General features: G+C 28.8%; 17 protein-coding genes and 2 pseudogenes. 16 read left to right on the top strand and 3 right to left on the bottom strand.

Going from position 1 to position 19,786, the window contains the following annotated elements:
- Nucleotides 1-93: 93 nt before the first annotated feature.
- The 7 genes and pseudogenes from topA (at nucleotide 94) to N5A56_RS11585 (ending at nucleotide 9,545) form a co-directional block, all read left to right on the top strand.
- On the top strand, nucleotides 94-2,595 hold the full coding sequence (gene topA, locus N5A56_RS11615) for a type I DNA topoisomerase (protein ID WP_265725597.1): 2,502 nt from the start codon (nucleotides 94-96) through the stop codon (nucleotides 2,593-2,595).
- Nucleotides 2,596-2,634: 39 nt separating this feature from the next.
- The gene (locus tag N5A56_RS11610; protein ID WP_265726141.1) at nucleotides 2,635-3,795 is read left to right on the top strand and encodes a formimidoylglutamase; all 1,161 of its coding nucleotides are present in this window, start codon (nucleotides 2,635-2,637) and stop codon (nucleotides 3,793-3,795) included.
- Nucleotides 3,796-3,897: 102 nt separating this feature from the next.
- Nucleotides 3,898-5,255: pseudogene (gene porK / locus N5A56_RS11605) on the top strand (T9SS ring complex lipoprotein PorK/GldK).
- Nucleotides 5,256-5,293: 38 nt separating this feature from the next.
- Entirely contained in the window at nucleotides 5,294-5,929 is a 636-nt protein-coding gene (gene porL / locus N5A56_RS11600) for a type IX secretion system motor protein PorL/GldL (RefSeq protein ID WP_265725596.1), read from the top strand.
- A 38-nt stretch (nucleotides 5,930-5,967) separates the two neighbouring features.
- A complete protein-coding gene (porM, locus tag N5A56_RS11595; protein WP_274270424.1) occupies nucleotides 5,968-7,500 on the top strand; it encodes a type IX secretion system motor protein PorM/GldM in 1,533 nt (510 codons plus the stop codon).
- 17 nt (nucleotides 7,501-7,517) lie between these two features.
- Nucleotides 7,518-8,372, top strand: a complete 855-nt coding sequence (porN, locus tag N5A56_RS11590) for a type IX secretion system ring subunit PorN/GldN (protein ID WP_274270423.1) — start codon at nucleotides 7,518-7,520, stop codon at nucleotides 8,370-8,372.
- A gap of 123 nt (nucleotides 8,373-8,495) precedes the next feature.
- Nucleotides 8,496-9,545, top strand: coding sequence for an NAD(P)/FAD-dependent oxidoreductase (locus N5A56_RS11585; RefSeq protein ID WP_265725595.1), 1,050 nt, complete (start codon nucleotides 8,496-8,498; stop codon nucleotides 9,543-9,545).
- Here the strand turns inward: N5A56_RS11585 and N5A56_RS11580 are convergent.
- Complete coding sequence (locus N5A56_RS11580) at nucleotides 9,542-9,919, bottom strand: DUF983 domain-containing protein (RefSeq protein ID WP_265725594.1); 378 nt, start codon at nucleotides 9,917-9,919, stop codon at nucleotides 9,542-9,544. The two genes, N5A56_RS11585 and N5A56_RS11580, sit on opposite strands and share 4 nt — an antisense overlap.
- A 54-nt stretch (nucleotides 9,920-9,973) precedes the next feature.
- On the opposite strand from N5A56_RS11580, the gene N5A56_RS11575 reads away from it, so the two are divergent.
- From N5A56_RS11575 to N5A56_RS11565, 3 genes are all read left to right on the top strand, one after another.
- Nucleotides 9,974-11,890, top strand: coding sequence for an ABC-F family ATP-binding cassette domain-containing protein (locus N5A56_RS11575; protein WP_265725593.1), 1,917 nt, complete (start codon nucleotides 9,974-9,976; stop codon nucleotides 11,888-11,890).
- A gap of 168 nt (nucleotides 11,891-12,058) precedes the next feature.
- Nucleotides 12,059-13,015 (top strand): 1-aminocyclopropane-1-carboxylate deaminase/D-cysteine desulfhydrase, encoded by a 957-nt coding sequence (locus tag N5A56_RS11570; RefSeq protein ID WP_265725592.1) that lies wholly within the window; start codon nucleotides 12,059-12,061, stop codon nucleotides 13,013-13,015.
- On the top strand, nucleotides 13,015-13,845 hold the full coding sequence (locus N5A56_RS11565) for a glucosaminidase domain-containing protein (RefSeq protein ID WP_265725591.1): 831 nt from the start codon (nucleotides 13,015-13,017) through the stop codon (nucleotides 13,843-13,845). Before N5A56_RS11570 ends, N5A56_RS11565 begins: the two co-directional genes overlap by 1 nt.
- Nucleotides 13,846-14,082: 237 nt before the next feature.
- On the opposite strand, the gene N5A56_RS11560 is transcribed toward N5A56_RS11565, so the two are convergent.
- Entirely contained in the window at nucleotides 14,083-15,027 is a 945-nt protein-coding gene (locus tag N5A56_RS11560; RefSeq protein ID WP_265725590.1) for a vWA domain-containing protein, read from the bottom strand.
- 236 nt (nucleotides 15,028-15,263) lie between these two features.
- Here N5A56_RS11560 and N5A56_RS11555 point away from each other — a divergent pair, with 236 nt between their 5' ends.
- The 6 genes and pseudogenes from N5A56_RS11555 to N5A56_RS11535 all read left to right on the top strand — a co-directional run bounded on the left by N5A56_RS11555 (nucleotide 15,264) and on the right by N5A56_RS11535 (nucleotide 19,148).
- A complete protein-coding gene (locus tag N5A56_RS11555; RefSeq protein WP_265725589.1) occupies nucleotides 15,264-16,322 on the top strand; it encodes a tetratricopeptide repeat protein in 1,059 nt (352 codons plus the stop codon).
- Nucleotides 16,309-16,392 (top strand): annotated as a pseudogene (locus N5A56_RS17475) (hypothetical protein); the annotation flags it as partial. The gene N5A56_RS11555 and the pseudogene N5A56_RS17475, both read left to right, overlap by 14 nt.
- A gap of 90 nt (nucleotides 16,393-16,482) precedes the next feature.
- Entirely contained in the window at nucleotides 16,483-17,457 is a 975-nt protein-coding gene (locus N5A56_RS11550; protein ID WP_265725588.1) for a sensor histidine kinase, read from the top strand.
- 27 nt (nucleotides 17,458-17,484) lie between these two features.
- Nucleotides 17,485-17,898 (top strand): hypothetical protein, encoded by a 414-nt coding sequence (locus tag N5A56_RS11545; RefSeq protein ID WP_265725587.1) that lies wholly within the window; start codon nucleotides 17,485-17,487, stop codon nucleotides 17,896-17,898.
- Entirely contained in the window at nucleotides 17,895-18,626 is a 732-nt protein-coding gene (locus N5A56_RS11540) for a LytR/AlgR family response regulator transcription factor (protein ID WP_265725586.1), read from the top strand. The genes N5A56_RS11545 and N5A56_RS11540 overlap by 4 nt, the downstream gene beginning before the upstream one ends.
- A gap of 6 nt (nucleotides 18,627-18,632) precedes the next feature.
- Entirely contained in the window at nucleotides 18,633-19,148 is a 516-nt protein-coding gene (locus N5A56_RS11535) for a gamma carbonic anhydrase family protein (protein ID WP_265725585.1), read from the top strand.
- A gap of 151 nt (nucleotides 19,149-19,299) precedes the next feature.
- Here the strand turns inward: N5A56_RS11535 and N5A56_RS11530 are convergent, their stop codons facing one another.
- Complete coding sequence (locus tag N5A56_RS11530; RefSeq protein ID WP_265725584.1) at nucleotides 19,300-19,704, bottom strand: hypothetical protein; 405 nt, start codon at nucleotides 19,702-19,704, stop codon at nucleotides 19,300-19,302.
- Nucleotides 19,705-19,786 lie beyond the last annotated feature (82 nt).

The following is a 19,786-nucleotide window of genomic DNA, read 5'->3' as shown; positions in this document are numbered from 1 at the left end:
TAACGAAATAATTTTTTATAAAAAAAACTGCATACTTTTGCATTTCTAAAACACACAGTTAATGTTGTGTTGATTACGACAAAAGAAAAGACAATGGCAAAGAATTTAGTAATAGTAGAGTCACCAGCAAAAGCAAAAACCATAGAGAAATTTCTTGGAAAAGACTTTCAAGTAGAATCTAGTTATGGGCATATAGCAGATTTACCATCCAAAGAGTTGGGTATAGATGTAGAAGGAGATTTTAGTCCAAAATATATTATATCTGATGATAAGAAACCTGTAGTTAAAAAACTTAAGAGTTTAGCAAAAAAAGTAGATACTGTTTGGTTAGCAAGTGATGAGGATAGAGAGGGAGAAGCTATTGCGTGGCATTTAAAAGAGCAATTAGATTTAAAAGAAGAAAATACAAAACGTATTGTTTTTCATGAAATTACTAAAAAAGCAATTTTAAAAGCAGTTGAGAATCCTAGAGATATAGATTACAATATGGTAAACGCACAACAAGCGCGTAGAGTTTTAGATAGGCTTGTTGGGTACGAATTATCACCAGTTTTATGGCGTAAAGTTAAAGGTGGATTATCTGCGGGTAGAGTTCAATCTGTTGCCGTACGTTTAATAGTAGAAAGAGAAAGAAGTATTCAGGATTTTACATCTGAAACACATTATAAAGTTGTTGCAGAATTTTCTAACAACGAAGGAAAGAAATTTAAGGCTGCTATACCAAAGAATTTCGATTCTAAAAAAGCTGCAGAAAGTTTCTTAGAATCTTGTGCTAATGCAGATTTTTCTATTGCTGATTTAACAAAAAAGCCAGCAAAGAAATCTCCAGCAGCACCATTTACAACATCAACATTACAGCAAGAAGCATCAAGAAAATTAGGTTTTCCTGTTGCCAAAACAATGCAAGTTGCACAGCGTTTATACGAAGCCGGTTTAATTACTTATATGAGAACAGATAGTGTAAACTTATCTGTAGATGCAAGAGATGCGGCTGAAGAAGAAATTACAAATTATTACGGAAAAGAATATAGTAAACAACGTGTTTTTAAGTCGAAAGCAAAAGGAGCTCAAGAAGCGCATGAAGCAATTAGACCTACAAACATGAAAATGCATTCAATAGATTCAGAATATGATCAAAACAGATTGTATGATTTAATTTGGAAAAGAACATTAGCTTCTCAAATGAGTGATGCGCAATTAGAAAGAACCAATTTTAAGATTGAAAATTCTGAAAACGCAAAAATCTTTACTGCAAACGGAGAAATGATAAAGTTTGATGGTTTTCTTAAAGTGTATTTAGAAGGAAATGATAATGAAGATGAAGAGCAAGCAGGAATGTTACCTAACTTAAAGGTTGGAGAAGCATTAGATTATACGTTTATAAACGCAACGCAAAGATTTACAAGTCCGCCTTACCGTTTTACAGAAGCATCTTTAGTAAAGCAATTAGAAGAATTGGGTATTGGACGTCCGTCTACGTATGCGCCAACAATTTCTACTGTTCAAAGAAGAGGTTATGTAGAAAAAGGAGAAGATGAAGGATTAGAAAGAGGTTACGAGCAAATGATTTTAACTGCAGGAACTGTAAAAAGCCAAACTTTAACGGAGAAAACTGGTTCTAATAAAAATAAATTAGTGCCAACCGATATTGGTAATATTGTAAACGACTTTTTAGTAGCTAATTTTTCTAATATTTTAGATTTTGGTTTTACGGCGAAAGTAGAAAGTTCTTTTGATGATATTTCTGAAGGAGATGAAGATTGGATAGAAATGATAAAAGGTTTTTATACAAATTTTCATGAAACTGTAGAAGATGTTAAAGAAAATGCAGAGAGAGAAAGTGGAGAGCGTATTTTAGGAAAACACCCAGAAACAGGAAAAACAGTTTTAGTACGTTTAGGTAAATTTGGGCCAATTGCACAAATTGGAGCGCCGGAAGATGAAGAAAAAGTATTTGCTAGCTTAAATAAAGATCAAAATTTAGGTACAATAACTATGGAGGAAGCATTAGAATTATTCTTGCTTCCAAAAACGTTAGGTACTTATGAAGGTGAAGAGGTAATTGTTTCTAACGGTCGTTTTGGACCTTATATTCGCTTCGGAACTATGTTTGTTTCTCTTGATAAAGGAGAAAACCCAATGGAAGTAGATTTGCCAAGAGCACAAGAATTAATTGTTGCAAAACAAAAAGCAGATGCACCAATTTATCATTACGAAGATTTACCTGTGCAAAAAGGAGTTGGACGTTTTGGACCTTTCTTAAAATGGAACGGAATTTTTATTAATGTAAATAAAAAATACGATTTTGATAATCTTACAGAAGCCAATATTATTGAATTAATTGAGGTTAAAAAACAAAAAGAAATAGATAAAGTTATCCATAATTGGGAAGATGTTGCTATTCGTGTAGAAAAAGCGCGTTGGGGTAGATTTAATGTGATTAAAGGAAAAATAAAAATTGAATTACCAAAAACAACAGAAATAGAAAAGCTTTCTAAAGCTGAAGCTGTTAAAATGATTGAGGCAAAAACGCCAAAGAAAAAAGCAGCGAAAAAGAAAACGACTACAAGAAAGAAAACTGTAAAAAAGAAATAAATATTTAGGTATCTTGCATGCCTAAGTTAAAAAAAATTGATGAGTCAAGACTTTTTATCCCCTGTAAAAGAATCTGTTTTAGAGCATTTACTATTGCAATCACCTATGTGTTTTGGTAATAAAATTAGAATTCATTCTAGTGAAGATGATTTTCCAGATTTAGATAATGTGCAAATTGCAATATTTGGGGTTCAAGAAGATAGGAATTCTCAAAACAATTTTGGTTGTGGCGAAAACTTACACATTATTCGTAAAAAACTGTATGACTTATTTCCAGGAAAATGGGAAACAGAGATTGCGGATTTAGGAAATGTTCAAAAAGGGAATACCGTTGCAGACACCTATTTCGCAGTTTCAGAAATTATAACAGGTTTGTTAAAAAAGAATATTATCCCTATTATAATTGGTGGAGGTCAAGATATTACATATGTAAATTACAGAGCTTATGATAAGTTGGAGCAATCTGTAAATATTACTGCTGTAGATAGCAGATTTGATTTAGGAGATATAGAAGATGAATTAACCTCACAATCTTATTTGAGTAAAATTATAATGCAACAACCTAATAATTTGTTTAATTATAGTAATGTTGGTTATCAAACTTACTTTAACGCTCAAGAAGAAATACAATTATTAGATAATTTATTTTTTGATGCATATAGATTAGGAAAAGCAAAAGAGTTAGAAAATATTGAACCCGCTTTTAGAAATGCAGATATTGTTTCTATAGATATGGGAGCTGTTAGACAAAGTGAAGCTCCAGCAAATAATAATGCTTCACCAAATGGTTTTTATGGCGAAGAGATTTGCGCTATTGCTAGATATGCAGGAATAAGTGATAAAGTATCTTCTTTTGGTATTTATGAATACAACTCTAAATTTGATAATAATTATCAAACAGCCAATTTAATATCGCAAATGATTTGGTATTTTATTGAAGGAGTTAATTTTAGAGTAAAAGACTATCCTTTTTCAGGGAAAGAAAATTATCAAAAATTTACGGTTTTACTTGAAGAAGATGATCCTTTAACATTTTATAAAAGTAATAAAACAGGACGTTGGTGGATCGAGATTAAAATTTTATCAGATAATAAATACAAAAGACATGCGTTAATACCATGTACATACCAAGATTACGTTCAGGCTACAAAGCAAATTATTCCAGAAAGATGGTATAAGGCTATGAAAAAAATGATGTAATTAATAATAGTAAAAAACAATACGTTAAAATTCGGTTTCAACATTGTATTTTAGAAAAAAAATAATAGGTTTACGAACTTTTAGTAAAGACAAGAATAAAATATGAAGAAAGCAGCAATATTTGCACTTTTAATAACTGTTTTTTACAGCTGTGGTTCTAACGATAGGGGAGAATTAGTAGGTGTAAAAGTGAAGAAGAAATGGTTTTCAGAAAAGCCTCATGAAATGGTGCTTGTTCCTGGAGGATCATTTACTATGGGTAAACAAGATGAAGATGTAGTAGGAACAATGAATACGCCTACAAAAACCGTAACTGTTAGACCATATTATATGGATGAAACTGAGATTACAAATAACGAATATAAAGCATTTGTAAACTGGGTTAGAGATTCTGTGGTTAGAACTAAATTAGCATATCAAGCAGAATTTGCAGGTTTAGGTGCTACTCCTAATGCAAATGGAGTGCTTCCGTCTGGAGGAATTCAAAATTATAAATTTAAAGATACAGTAGCTAATGCTACACCTTACCAAAAATATATGTACGAAAACTATTATAGTTTTGATACAATTCAACCTTTAAATTGGGATGAGGAAATTATTTGGAAAAAAGAAGAGTTTCCAGATGTAGATTATGTAGAAGTAATGGATTCTTTATTTATTGATAGAGAAGAAGCTGTTGATGGAATAAGAACTTTTAATACTAAATTTTTAAACTACAAATACTCTTGGTTTGATAGAGATAATGCAGCAAGAAAAGGAGGTAACCGAAAAGATTTTGTGCAAACAGAGGTTTTAAATATATACCCTGATACAACAGTTTGGGTAAAAGATTTTAATTATTCTTATAACGATCCAATGCACCAAGATTATTTTTATCATCAATCTTATGGAGATTATCCTGTTGTTGGTGTTACTTGGGAACAAGCAAATGCTTTTTGTAACTGGAGAACAAAAAGAAAAACGATTATTTAAGAACAAGAAAAAATGCAACTCAAGTGCCAGATTTTAGATTACCAACAGAAGCAGAATGGGAATATGCTGCAAGAGGCGGATTGGAATTTGCAACATACCCTTGGGGAACAGGAAGTACAACTAGCGATAGAGGTTGTTTCTTAGCAAACTTTAAACCTGTTAGAGGTAACTATTCTGTTGATGGAGCTTTATATACAATGGAGGCAAAATCATTTAATGCTAATGACTACGGTTTGTATAATATGGCAGGAAATGTAGCAGAATGGACAAATACAGCTTATAATTTATCTTCTTATTACATGGCTTCTACGATGAACCCAAATGTAGAAGATAGAAAAAATAGAAGAAAAATAATTAGAGGAGGTTCTTGGAAAGATGTAGCATATTATTTAGAAGTAAGTTCTAGAGATTATGAATATGCAGATACAGCAAGAAGTTATATCGGTTTTAGAACAGTACAAAATTATATAGGTACCTCAAACAAGTAAAATTAATTCAAACTCAAATAAAAAAATATTTTAAAAGTATGGCACAATCAAGATCTTATAAAAAAACAATGAATTTCGTATACGGAATGGGAGCAGCAGTTGTTATCATTGGAGCGTTATTTAAAATTCAACATATATCTTATGGTTTTTTAACAGGAGGTTTAATGTTAACTATTGGTTTAGTAACTGAAGCATTAGTATTTGCTATTTCTGCATTTGATACTCCAGAAGATGATTTTGATTGGACTAAAGTTTATCCGGAGTTAGGAACAGAAGGTTTCTCTTCTGAAGAAAAAGTTGGAGCAGATGGTATGTTATCCCAAAAATTAGACAATCTATTACAAGAAGCAAAAATAGATTCAGCATTAATGAGTAGTTTAGGAAGTAGTATGAAAAACTTTCAAGGTGCAGCAGAAGGATTATCTGCAGCATCAGAATCTGTTTCATCAACAAATAAATATAATGAGCAAGTATCTATGGCTGCTGCTCAAATGGAAACTTTAAATAACTTGTATAAAGTACAAGTAGAGAATTCTAAAAAACAAACAGAAATGAATTCTGCAGTTGCAGAAAATGCAGAAAAATTAAAAGAACAAATGGATTCTTTAGCTAAGAATTTATCTTCTCTTAATGGAGTTTATGGGAACATGCTTTCTGCAATGTCAAATAAATAATTAGTGCACTAAATTTTTAACTTAAAAACTAATTAAGAATGGCAGGAGGAAAAATGTCCGCAAGACAGAAGATGATAAACTTAATGTATCTTGTATTTATTGCAATGTTAGCAATGAACATGAGTAAAGAAGTTTTATCTGCTTTTGGTTTTATGAACGAGAAATTGGTGTCTAATAATGCATCAACAACAGAAAAAAATAAATTATCATACGCTAATTTAGCAACAAAAGCTTCAGAGCAATCTGCAAAGTTTGGAAAACTAAATGAACAAGCTATAAAAATTAAGAAACATTCATCTGATTTTTATTCATATTTAGCCGAATTAAAGACTAAAATGACTTCTGATATAGAAGAAAAAAATGATTATGAATCTATGGATAAAACAGACTTTTTGGATACTTACTTTTTTAAAGGTGATGGTTTTACTCCAGAAGGACAAGAGTTCCTAGATAAAATTAATAATTATAGAACAAATGTAAACGCAGAACTAGGTTCTGGTAATAGTTTTGAGTCTCTAATTAATAAAAGATTTAATACAACAGACGCAACAAATAAAGATGGTAATGTAGTACCATGGTTAAATTATAGATACGAAGGATTTCCTCTAGTAGCTTCTTTAACGAATCTTACACAAATGCAGGCTGATATTAAAAATACTGAAGCAGATATAGTATCTGGTTTATTAGGAGGTAAATTAGAAGAGGCATTATCATTAGATAATTATAAAGGTATTGTAGCGTTAGATAAGAATGCATATTTTGCAGGTGAAAAAGTTACAGGTAAAATTGTACTTGGTCGTTATGATGCAACTATGGTTCCAGATAAGGTTACACTTAATAGAAGACCATATACGAATATAAAAGACGGACAAGTTATTATAGATATGCCAGCAGGTAATGTTGGTAATCATGATATTAAAGGACAAATAACGTTTACTCAAGATGGAAAACCTGTAAATGTTGATTTTGAAAGTTCTTATTCAGTAATACCAGAACCTAGCAATGCAGTAGTTTCTGCAGATGCTATGAATGTTGTTTATAGAGGTTTAGATAATCCAATTTCAGTTTCTTTACCTGGTGTTGGAGATAATAACTTAAATGTATCTGCAACTGGAGGAAGGTTAACAGGTAGTAGAGGAAAATACAGTATGAGACCAGGAGCAGGAAATACTGCTGTAATTAATGTAAGTGCAAAACTAAGTAGTGGTAAAACTGTAAATTCTAAAAAGACTTTTAGAGTTAAAGATATACCAGCTGCCATGGGGTCTGTACGTAATCAATTTGGTACTGTAAGAATGCCAAAATCAGGTTTGTCTAATGCACCAATTAGCGCAGGTTTACCAGATTTTATGTTCGATTTAAAATTACAAGTTAATAGCTTTAAAATAAAAGTACCAGGTCAATTAACAATTATTGTTAATGGTTCTAGGTTAAATGCAGCTGCAAAGCAAAAATTATCTAAAGCTAAAAGAGGAGATATTATTAATATTTATGATATTAAAGCTTCTATTATTGGAAATTCTTATAAGCTTAAAAAGGTATTGCCTGTTAATATCGAATTAACAAATTAGAAATTAAAAAAATGAATATGGTTAGAAATTGTTTCATAATATTTTTAGTCTTTCTGACTTCTGGTATAGTAAATGCGCAATCAAATTTACTAAACGCAAAGTCTGTAAGTGATATTGGTAAAAAAAACGAACAACAATTAACTTCAGATAATGATGCCCCAATTCCTTATGGATATGTAGATGATAGAGATATCATGTGGTCTAAAGTTGTTTGGGAATTTATTGACTTGAATCAAAAAATAAATTTACCATATTATTTTCCTATCGATACTACAAGTATTTCTTCTAACAGAAGATCTTTGTTCGATTCTTTAATTAAAGGAATTAAACAAGGCAAAATTAAAGAAGCATATACAGATTCTTTTTTCACCTCTAAAATTACTCAAGATGAAATTGATTCTAGATTAGTTAATGTTAGAGAAGAAAACGGATATACAGATACATTTAGAATTCAAACACAAGATGTAGAAGGATACATGTTAAAAGGAATGTGGTATTTTGATAAGCGTCAAGGTGAAATGAAATACCGATTATTAGCATTAGCTCCTATGGGAAAAGACGTACAGACTATTGGTGTTGAAAATGTTGAAGATGAAAATTTATACGAGTTGTTTTGGATTTTCTTCCCAAACGCAAGAGATGTTTTACATAATGCTAAGGTTTTTAATCCTAAAAACTCATCACAACCAATTTCTTATGATCATTTATTGAATGCACGTAGGTTTAGTTCGGTAATTGTTAGAGAGGAAAATATATATGGAAATAGAGCTATTGAAGATTATGTAAGAGGGAACTCTTTATTTCAGCTTTTAGAAGCAAATAAAATAAAAGAAGATATTAGAAATAGAGAAATGGATATGTGGAATTACTAAACATAATTTTATTAAAATATAAAAAAAGCGTTCCAATTTTGGAACGCTTTTTTTATGCTTAATTTATTTAAGAATGTTTCTCAAATAAAATCCAATTAAAAATTTAAGAAGTATTTTTGCAGTGTGAAATTAGATTATATAATTGTAGGTTTAGGATTGGCAGGTATTGCTTTTGTTGAAGAGTTAATTGAAGCGGGTAAAAATTTTTTGGTATTTGAAGATAACTCTCAAAGCTCTTCACTTGTTGCGGGCGGAGTATATAATCCAGTTATTTTAAAAAGATTTACACCAGTTTGGAATGCTAAAAAACAATTAGAAGTAGCACTTCCATTTTATAAAAAGATTGAAGATCGATTAGATATTAAAATTGATAAAAAATTTGTTATTAAAAAAGCTTTTAAATCTATAGAAGATCAGAATAATTGGTTTACTGCTTTAGATAAGCCGAAATTGATTGATTATTTAGACCCTATTTTAGATAATCAATCTTATAACGGAGTTATTGCAGACTTTTGTTTCGGTAATGTAAACGAAACAGGTAGAATAGACACACACAAATTAGTTGAGTCTTATAGAGATTATTTAAAAGGAAAAAACTTAATTCGTTTTGAGAACTTTAAGCATCAGCAAATAATATTTAATAAGGATGATGTTACTTATAATAATATTACTGCTTCTAAAATTGTTTTTTGCGAAGGTTTTGGCATTCAACAAAATCCATTTTTTAATCACCTTCCATTAAACGAAGCCAAAGGAGAGTTGCTAACAATAAATGCACCTGAGTTAAATATTGATTTTCTATTAAAATCTACACTATTTGTACTTCCTTTGGGTGATAATAACTACAAAGTAGGAGCTACTTTTAATTGGACTGATAAAACTTCTAATCCATCAAAAGAAGGGAAAGACGAATTAGTAGAAAAATTAAAAAAAGTAATTAATGTGCCTTATACAATTGTTTCTCAATCCGCAGGAATAAGACCCACAGTTGCAGGTAGAAGACCTTTGGTTGGTGTGCATGACGAATATTTCCAATTAATAGTTTTAAATGGTTTAGGAACTCGTGGAGTTATGATAGCACCAACAATAGCTAAAAACTTATTTAATCACCTAGAAAATAGTGAAGAGCTAGACGTAGAAATAGATATTAAAAGGTTTCGTAAAAAAGATTAATTCGTTTTAGTTTCAAAAGACACAAACATATTTATCCAAAGAATTCTGGCTAATCTCAAATTTAATGGCGCTAATAAAATCAGAACTGTAAATACTGATATAAATGATTGGAATAGGTTTAATTGAAACCCAATTTTTGCAATTAAAAATGCAATTACAGAAATTGCTACAGTAATACCATAATTTATATACATAGCTCCGTAGAAAAAAGAAGGCTCTAGCATATATTTTAAATTACAATTAGAGCAATTATCATGTATTTTAGTAACTTTTGATGGATTGAAAGTGAATCCAAATCTAAAAAAATCTCCTTCATGACATTTAGGGCATTTACCTTTAGTTATGCTGTATAATTTTGTCCCTTTTTTAAACATGATAAACTGTAATTTTTTAGTTAGTTTTGCAAATTACAAAATTAAGCAAATTTAATGTTAAACGTACACAACTTAACAGTTTCCTTTATGGGAACTGATTTATTTTCAGGAATTACTTTCAAATTAAATAAAGGAGATAGAATTGGTCTAATTGGAAAAAATGGAGCAGGAAAATCTACACTTTTAAAAGTGCTTTCTAAGGATATAGAAAGTAGTGGTGGTACTATGGCTTTTGATAAAGATATAAGAATGGGTTTTTTAAGACAAGATATAGATTTTGTTGAAGGAAGAACAATTTTAGAAGAAGCATACCAAGCGTTTGAAGAAATTAAAGAAATCGAATTAAAACTTGATGAAATTAATGAGCAATTAGCTACTAGAACTGATTATGAAAGTGAAGCTTACACGCAATTAATACACGATTTAACAGATAATACAGAACGTTATGAACTTTTAGGAGGTTATAACTATCAAGGTGATACTGAAAAGATTTTACAAGGTTTAGGGTTTCAAAGAGAAGATTTTGATAAACTTACAGACACTTTTTCTGGAGGTTGGAGAATGCGTATTGAATTGGCTAAATTATTATTACAAAACAATGATATTCTTTTGCTCGATGAGCCTACCAATCACTTAGATATAGAATCTATTATTTGGTTAGAAAACTTTTTAAAAGGATATGCAGGTGCTATCGTATTGGTTTCTCATGATAAAATGTTTTTAGATAATGTAACGAATAGAACAATAGAGATTTCTTTGGGTCAGATTTACGATTACAAGAAGCCGTATTCTCAGTTTTTACTACTAAGAGGAGAAATTAAAGAAAAACAATTACAGGCTCAAAAAAATCAAGAAAAGGAGATTAAACAAAAGCAGCATTTAATAAACAAATTTAAAGCTAAAGCAAGTAAAGCTTCTATGGCTCAGTCTTTAATGAAACAGCTAGATAAAGTAGAGTTAATTGAAGTTGATCAAGATGATAATCAGGCAATGAATGTGCGTTTTGCAATATCGAAAGAGCCAGGTAAAATTATTGTTGAAGCTGAAGGGTTAAGTAAAAGTTATGGCGAAAAGCATGTTTTAGAAGGTGTAGACTTACTTATTGAAAGAAATAGTAAAATTGCTTTTGTAGGTCAAAATGGTCAAGGAAAATCTACTTTAGCAAAAATGATGGTTGGAGAAATTCCTTTTGGAGGGCATCTAAAACTGGGGCATAACGTAGAAGTTGGTTATTTTGCTCAAAATCAATCAGAAGAATTACCACCAGAAAAAACAGTGTTAGAAATTATGGAAGACGCTGCAACAGATACTAACAGAATGAGAGTTAGAGATATGTTAGGTTCGTTCTTATTTGGTGGAGACGCTGTAGATAAAAAAGCAAAAGTACTTTCTGGAGGAGAAAGAAATAGATTGGCATTATGTAAATTATTATTACAACCATTTAATGTTTTAATAATGGATGAGCCAACCAATCACTTAGATATTGCGTCTAAAACGGTTTTAAAAGAAGCTTTAAGGCAATTTAACGGAACTTTAATTGTAGTGTCTCATGATAGAGATTTTTTACAAGGATTAACTAGTACCGTATATGGTTTTAAAGATAAAGAAATTAAAGAGTATTTAGGAGATATAGATTATTTCTTAGAGCAACATAAAATTGAAAGCTTAAGAGAAGCAGAAAAGAGAACTGTTGTTAAGGTTGATAAAGATTCTTCTAAGAAAGAAGCACATCAATTATCTAGAGACCAAGAGAAACAGCTTAAAAAATTAAAAAATAAGCTTTCTAATATAGAAACAGAAATATCTGATTTAGAAACAGAAATTGCTAAAATAGATATTGAACTTGCAAATAATTATGATGAAGTTTCATCTAGACCTAATTTTTTCGAAAAATACAAAGCAAAAAAAGCAAAAGTTGATTCTTTAATGGAAAATTGGGAAAAAATAGAAGCTCAAGTTTCTAATTTTTAATGTGTATTTTAATAATAATGTTCTATTAAGAAAAACAAATTTATAATCTATAAAAAAATAAAAGATTATTAAATATAACTTATAAAAGTAAATTATTTAATTTTATAATACGCTTTTATATGTTATCAAATTATTATCTATTATTTTTGTGCCAACAAAATATCAATATTGGAAACATCAGGCAATTCTTTTTTTGACAGTGATTTTATCATCGAAAATCAACAAATTAATCTACCTCTTTTAGAGGATAAAAAAGTAGAACTTTTTATAAAACGAGAAGACTTAATACACCCTTTTGTTTCGGGGAATAAATTTAGAAAATTAAAATATAATTTAGTAGAAGCAAAAAAACTTAAAAAGAAAGCGGTACTTACTTTTGGAGGCGCTTTCTCTAATCATATTTTAGCTACTTCTGTTGCAGGTAAGTTGTGTGGATTAAAAACTTTTGGAGTAATTAGAGGAGATGAGTTAGGTAAAAATCTAACGAAAACCTTAGAAGAAAACCCAACATTAAGAAAAGCACATGAAAATGGAATGAAATTACAATTCATTTCGAGAGAAGAATATAGACAAAAAACATCTTTTGGTTTTATAGAGAAGATGAAAAATAAATGGGGAGATTTCTATTTAATACCAGAAGGCGGAACTAATATTTTATCTGTTAAAGGTTGTGAAGAAATCTTAACTAAAGAAGATAAAAAATTCAATTATGTATGTGCAGCTTTAGGAACTGGAGGTACAATTTCTGGAGTAATTAATACTATTGGTAGACGTCAAAAAGTGATTGGTTTTCCTGCTCTAAAAGGTCAGTTTTTATCAGAAGAGATAAAAAAATATACAATTAATAGAAAAAATTGGCGTTTAGAAAAAGGATATCATTTTGGTGGTTATGCTAAACACACCGAGGAGTTGATTACTTTTATCAACAAATTTAAACAAGATACAGGTATTCAATTAGACCCAATTTATACAGGTAAAATGTTATTTGGAATACTAGATCTAGTTGAAAAAGGTTCTTTTGAAGAAGGAAGTAAAATTTTAGCAATTCATACAGGAGGAATCCAAGGAATTGAAGGTTTTAATGAGTTGTTATTAGCTAAAAATCAAGAAACTATAAATATTTAATGAAAGTAAGAATTTTAATAAGTTTTGTTTTAGTTTTATTCTTAGCAAGTTGTGCTTCTTCTAGAAATGCTAGAAAGCAAAAGAAAAACCCTGGAGTAGTACAAGTTGAAGCAATACCAGTTAAATTATCTTCAGTAAATGAATTAAAACATGTTAAAATATTAGAGAGGTCTAATAAAAAACTTAGTAAAAATACACTTAAGTATATTAAAAATTATGCTTCTATTGCTGTAAAAGAAATGCATCTGCATAAAATTCCTGCCAGTATAACTTTAGCACAAGGAGTTCTCGAATCTGGAAGTGGTAGAAGTGATTTAGCTTCAAAATCTAACAATCATTTTGGTATAAAATGCCACACGAAATGGAAAGGAGAACGCGTATATCATGATGACGATGCAAGGGGAGAATGTTTTCGGAAATATAAATATGTAGAAACGTCTTACCATGATCATTCTGAGTTCTTAACCAAAAGGAAACGTTATAATTTTTTGTTTACTTATGGTTCTAAAGACTATAAGAAATGGGCAAAAGGTTTAAGAAAAGCAGGTTATGCTACAGATAAAAAATATCCAAATAAGTTAATCAAAATTATTGAAGATTATAGGCTATATGAGTTTGATAAAGTAAAAAAGAAAGGGTTTAAGTACACAAAACCAAAAGAGGTTAAAAAAAGAAATAAGAATTTTTCAAATAAGTTTTACAAAGTTAAAAAAGGAGATACTTTATATTCTATTTCTAGGAAATTTAATATTTCAGTACAAAAACTGAAACAAATAAATAGTTTGCAAAACAATACCATTTCTATTGGTAAAGTTTTAAAAACTCAATAAACCTAAAACTTTATATGCTCTAGACTTATTGAGTGTTTTATAGTTAAATTTTTTACCAATGATAGTTTTTTAATTTAGCTTGTTTTTTTATAGCTTTTAGCATCACGTTATTTAATGCGTCTTTTTTTACAACTTCCTTTTCTTTTTTAGTAATGTAATTTCTTCTTTTAAGATCTAATTCTTTAATTTTTTTCTGAATTTCATTTCGCTTTTTAGCTTGTTCTTTTACATATATTTTTATTTCTTTTCCCGTTTTATTTTGAAGCGATTTTGGGAGTTTTTTCTTTTCAATTTTATCATAATTAATTTTTCCTTTTTTTCGGCATCAATTAAATCCCAACTAGAATTGTTGTATAAACGAGAACTTTTAGTAACGGCTCTTTTTACGATAACAACTTCATCTAAAGATTCGGCATTAGAATCTTGTTCTTTTTGAGATGAAAATTTAGATTGACCTTTATTACCGTAATAAATATAAGTTTTATTCAGTTTTTTATTTAGGATGATAATTTCTGTATCAAACGGAGTAACAATATGTGCTATTTTTTTATCTTGATTTATGGTTAAATAATCACCGCCGCCTAAATCTGCACCGTCTTTCCACATGCCAGAAACTCCGTTAGAGTAATTACCACAGAATATAGTATTTACTGCAATATCTTTTTCTTTTGCATTTGTAATTGCATCTTTATAATTGATTTTTCCTTGTGTAAAAGGTTCGTTACCTGCAATAAAAAGCAAGCGTAAATCATTTTTATTTTTACCCCAAGAAAGTTCGTTTAATGAAGTTTGTATTACTTGTCCGCAAAACTCATTTCCGCCATTAGTAGTTAATGAAAATAGTTTTTCTGAGATTTCATCTAGATCGTTACTAAACTGTAAAACTTGCCTTATATAACCTTCTCTAGAAGAGAGATTAGAGTTACCGTATTCATATAACGCAATTTCTAAATTAGGTCTTTTAAGACCGTATTTAGCATACGAAAGTTCGTTTACAATTTCCCATAATTGCGCTTTTGCTTGGTTAATTAAACCATCCATACTATTGCTAGTATCTAATAAAAGTGCTACTTTAATTGTTTGGCTTTTTATGTTTTCTATTTCTGATTGATGATTTGCATAACTAAATGTACTTGTTAGAATGCATAAAATTAAGGTTATTTTTAATACAAGTGATTTCATAATTTTTGTTTTAATAATTTATATATCTATTAAAAGTTTAGTGGTTGTTATTACTCAATATTACAACCAACTTAGTTTATTAAAAAACGATAATGAGTGAAACTATCTTTTGGATGAGGGATTAAGTTAAAAGGATTAGTTAACCTTTATTTTTATGTTTTTAGTTATAAGTATGTGAATTTTAATATTTTTTTGGTTGATTTTTTGTATGTATGTTTACATCTCTAAATAGTTTTATGATTAAAAAAACGTACCTTTTATTTGTTGTTTTATTCTTTAGCTTATCCAATGTTTTCTCGCAAGAGAATATTGTTTATCAAAAAGGAATTATTTTTCCTGTTCGTGTTAGCATAGTTGATGAAGAAGATCGAAAAATTACACGAAATACAGAAATAGAAGCAAATGGTCGATATTATTCTTTTCCTAATGTAAAAGGGAATTTTATAATTAAAGTTAAAGTTGGGGACGAGATTAGGGTGTCTCACCCAGATTTTGAAACGGTTTATTATACCATAAAATCTAGTGAAGATATTAAGGTTGTTGTTAAAGATTATTTAGATACAAGAAAATCGTCTTCTAAATTAAAAACTACTTCTAAAAGAATACAGACAGATTTTTATTTAGTGCATTTAGATTCGGCTACTTTTTATAAAAATAAAAATATTGATAAGAGCTTATCTTTTATAGAAAAAGCATTAAAAAATAAAGAAAGTAAGAAAAGAAATGCTGCAACATATAAGTTGTTGGCAGATATTTATTTGCATTGGAAACAGTACGATTTAGCTGTGTATAATTACAAATTATCTTATCAAATCTATAAAGATGTTACTACTAAAAATCTATTAGCAGAAGCATTGTTTTTACTAGAAAACTACACCGAAAGTGAGCAGGTTTATCAAGAATTAAAAGATGAAAAATTAAGTAATTACGAGCGCATTAAAGTGTTTGAAGGTTTAGGCGATGTGTTTTTTGCAACAAAAAAGAATGATGCTTCGGTAAAGAACTATCAGAATGCATTAAAAATTGCAAACAAAGGTTTGATAACCTCTAAAATAACAGATTTAAATTCTAAGATTGCAAATGTTTTTGCCTCTAAAGGCGAAACGAATAAGGCAGAAACATTGTTTAAAAGTTCTTTAAACCTTGCGGAAAAAGAAAGCACATCTAGAGCTTTAGAAGAAGAAGAAAAAGTGGCAGATTTTTATAATTCGAATAGACGTTTTGATGATGAGATTCAGTTACGTAAAAAGAGTTTAATTAAAGCAAAAGAGCAGCAATCAAATAAAAAAATCTAAAGAAAGAGATTCTATAACATCGCAAAAAATAAACTATAAAATAGGGAATGCTTATATTTTAAAGGAAGATTATAAAGAAGCAATTCCGTTTTTACAAAAAAGTATTGAAGATGCTGCTTCTAATGAGGATATTGTTGTTAAAAAAGATGCCACACGTAAATTGTCTGAAGTTTTTGCAACAGTAGGAGATTATGATAATGCCCTTAAAAGTTACCAAGAATATGTAAAGTTAGTAGATGAATTATATATTAAAAAGGAACAAGAAATACAACAAGTAAAACGTTTTTCAAAGAAAATTTCGGATAACCAGAACAGAATATCTAGTTTAGAAAAAGACAAAGAATTATCAGAAAGCAAAATTAGTTTAGCATACGTAGATCAAAAATTATCAGAAGAAAGTAATCAAAGACAAAGATTAATTATATACTCTTTGTTTGGTGGTTTTTTATTGATGAGTTTATTGGTGTATTACATGTATAGGAATAGTAAACAACAAAAATTTGCTAATAATTTATTGGCATTAAAATCGATGCGTTCTCAGATGAATCCGCATTTTATTTTTAATGCTTTAAATTCTGTAAATAGTTTTATAGCCGTAAATGATGAGCGAAATGCAAATAGATATTTAAGCGAATTTTCTGTATTAATGCGCTCTGTTTTAGAAAATTCTGATGAAGATTTTATTCCTTTAACCAAAGAAATAGAGTTGTTGGAATTGTATGCAAAATTAGAACATAATCGTTTTAAAGAAAAGTTTGATTATGAAATTACAGTAGATAAAACTATAGATTTAGAGAAGTTTTCTATACCGCCAATGTTGTTGCAACCTTATATAGAAAATGCTATTTGGCATGGGTTAAGGTACCGAAAAGAGAAAGGTTTTTTGGACATTTCTATTAACAAAAAAAATAAAGAAACAATTACAATTTTAATTATTGATGATGGAATTGGTAGAAAAAAATCTCAAGAGTTAAAAACTAAGAATCAATTGAAACAGAAGTCTAAAGGTATGAGCACTATTAAAAATAGAATTGCAATTTTAAATGAAATGTATAAGGATAAAGTTGCAGTTACTATTTCTAATGCTTTAGAAAATGGAGAAGGTACAAAAGTTGAATTGTTATTAAAAAAGTAAGTTGAAGTTTTTTTATTTGCAATTTTCATGGTCTTATTATCAAGTTGTTCTTCAAATAGTTTGTTTTTCAACAAGGAAAGATTAGTAAAAAAACAGAATAAAGGTTATTTTATTTATGTAAATGATAAACTAGTATTAGTTAAAAACTACTTTTTAACTAATACTAGTTTAATTATAGAAGAAGAAAAAAGAATTATAAAAATTTACAAACCAGGTATTAAATCCTTGAAGAATTTATTAGAGAATAAATATAAAAACCTTAAGGAAATAGGTGTAATTATTATAGATGGTATTGTTTATGATAAAAAATTTTTAAAAGATATTTATATTGAAGAAAGTTTAATAAAGAATTTAAGGTTTTTAGATCCAGCATTTATTAAATCACAAGTACATTTTCATAATAACAAATTAATATTAATTGTTTCAACGAAAATTTCATGAAATTAAAAGCAATAATAGTAGAAGACGAGCAAATAAGCAGAGATATTCTTCGTAATTATATTGGTAAATATTGCCCTAATGTTCAGTTGTTGGGTGAAGCAAGTAATATTGATGAAGCGTATAATTTAATCCAAAAAAACGAATTAGATTTAGTGTTTCTAGATGTAGAAATGCCATTCGGAAACGCTTTTGATTTATTAGAAAAAGTAGAAAACAGAACTTTTGAAACCGTTTTTGTAACCGCTTATGATCAATATGCAATAGAAGCGTTAAATAACGATGCAAGTTATTATTTATTAAAACCAATTTCTATTGATGAGCTTATAAAAGCTGTAAACATTGTTACAGAAATTAAGGAGAAAGAAAATCATTTACAAAACGAAATTTTATCACCAAAAACAAATGCAATAACAGGTAAAATTACGATTCCACAGCAAGATGGTTTTGAAGTTTTAGATATTAATGATATTGTTTTTTGTAAAGCTGATGACAATTATACAGAAATTCATTTAGCAAATTCTAAAAAATTAGTAAGCAAAACTTTAAAGTATTTTGAAGAAGTTTTAAAGGAGTATACATTTGCAAGAATACATAAATCTTATTTGGTAAATGTAAATACAATAATCAAATATAAAAAAGGAAAAGGAGGAAGTGTTATCGTTTCTAACGGAAAAGAAATTTTAGTATCTGCCTCTCAAAAAAGTAATTTATTAACATATTTTAAATAGAAATTTATGCCAATTATTAAAACAGTAAACAATAAACATCCGCAAATACCCGAAGATTGTTTTGTAGCGGAAAATGCAACCATTCTTGGCGAAGTTTCATTAGGTAAAGAATGTTCAATTTGGTACAATGCAGTAATTAGAGGCGATGTGCATTATATAAAAATAGGAAATAAAGTAAATATACAAGATGGCGCTGTAATACATGCAACATATCAAAAATCGCCAACAACCATTGGTAATAATGTTTCTATTGGGCATAATGCAATTGTGCACGGTTGTACAATTCATGATAATGTTTTAGTAGGTATGGGAAGTATAGTTATGGATGATTGTATTGTAGAATCTAATTCGATAATTGCTGCAGGAGCAGTAGTTACTAAAAATACAGTTGTAGAAAGCGGAAGTATTTATGCAGGTGTGCCAGCTAAAAAAGTAAAAGATATTTCTCAGGAATTAATTTCTGGAGAAATTGATAGAATAGCTAATAATTATGTAAAATATTCTAGTTGGTTTAAAGATTAAATTTTTAAATTAATATTACTTAAAACTAAAAAACCCGATTTCTTAATTGAAATCGGGTTTTCGTACTTAACTAATCAACCAAACTAGTTTTGTAATCCTTTATTTACTTTTTTTGCGTTCTTCTCTTTCTTTTAATTTCTTTTTTTCATCATCATTTTTTTCCTTTCATTTTTTTGTTTTTTTTCATTTTTTCAAATTGCTCATACTGTTCTTTATTTAATATGTTTTTCATATTATTTTTAAAAGCAATCTGATTATCTAAATATTTATTTTTCATGGCAAAAATTTCATCAGCAGAAGGTTTTCTTTTGTTGTTTCTAGCTTCCTTTCTTTTTAACATCATTGCCTTTTTTTCTTGAGCTTGTGCTTTAAGTAACGGCTTTATTTGGTTTTGTTGCTTATTTGATAAATCTAAAGCTAATGTCATTTTTTTTACAGCTAATTCTGTATGTTGTTCAATCGATAGTTTTGGTGCTTTATCTTTTCTGCTTTTTTGTGCGTGTGCAGTAAAAGTAAAAGCGAATACTAAAATTAAAATGCTTGCTATTTTTTTCATGTTATAAACGTTTAATTATTTTTTATTTTCACTTCTTTGACACAAAATTTTATAAAAGGTTTAAATTTGTATTTCAATTTAA

The organism is Polaribacter ponticola, assembly GCF_026191475.2.
Taxonomy (GTDB): domain Bacteria; phylum Bacteroidota; class Bacteroidia; order Flavobacteriales; family Flavobacteriaceae; genus Polaribacter; species Polaribacter ponticola.
The sequence above is the reverse complement of the archived record's forward strand: the minus strand, read 5'-3'. Positions and strand labels throughout refer to the sequence as shown.

Bases quoted from the DNA above. Each gene is read 5' to 3' on its own strand.
- porL (WP_265725596.1), top strand. From the start codon at position 5,294: ATGGCACAATCAAGATCTTATAAAAAAACAATGAATTTCGTATACGGA.
- N5A56_RS11575 (WP_265725593.1), top strand. From the start codon at position 9,974: ATGTTAAACGTACACAACTTAACAGTTTCCTTTATGGGAACTGATTTA.
- N5A56_RS11555 (WP_265725589.1), top strand. From the start codon at position 15,264: ATGATTAAAAAAACGTACCTTTTATTTGTTGTTTTATTCTTTAGCTTA.
- N5A56_RS11540 (WP_265725586.1), top strand. From the start codon at position 17,895: ATGAAATTAAAAGCAATAATAGTAGAAGACGAGCAAATAAGCAGAGAT.
- N5A56_RS11545 (WP_265725587.1), top strand. From the start codon at position 17,485: ATGGTCTTATTATCAAGTTGTTCTTCAAATAGTTTGTTTTTCAACAAG.
- N5A56_RS11530 (WP_265725584.1), bottom strand. From the start codon at position 19,704: ATGAAAAAAATAGCAAGCATTTTAATTTTAGTATTCGCTTTTACTTTT.
- porM (WP_274270424.1), top strand. From the start codon at position 5,968: ATGGCAGGAGGAAAAATGTCCGCAAGACAGAAGATGATAAACTTAATG.
- porN (WP_274270423.1), top strand. From the start codon at position 7,518: ATGGTTAGAAATTGTTTCATAATATTTTTAGTCTTTCTGACTTCTGGT.
- N5A56_RS11610 (WP_265726141.1), top strand. From the start codon at position 2,635: ATGAGTCAAGACTTTTTATCCCCTGTAAAAGAATCTGTTTTAGAGCAT.
- N5A56_RS11560 (WP_265725590.1), bottom strand. From the start codon at position 15,027: ATGAAATCACTTGTATTAAAAATAACCTTAATTTTATGCATTCTAACA.
- N5A56_RS11580 (WP_265725594.1), bottom strand. From the start codon at position 9,919: ATGTTTAAAAAAGGGACAAAATTATACAGCATAACTAAAGGTAAATGC.
- topA (WP_265725597.1), top strand. From the start codon at position 94: ATGGCAAAGAATTTAGTAATAGTAGAGTCACCAGCAAAAGCAAAAACC.
- N5A56_RS11535 (WP_265725585.1), top strand. From the start codon at position 18,633: ATGCCAATTATTAAAACAGTAAACAATAAACATCCGCAAATACCCGAA.
- N5A56_RS11565 (WP_265725591.1), top strand. From the start codon at position 13,015: ATGAAAGTAAGAATTTTAATAAGTTTTGTTTTAGTTTTATTCTTAGCA.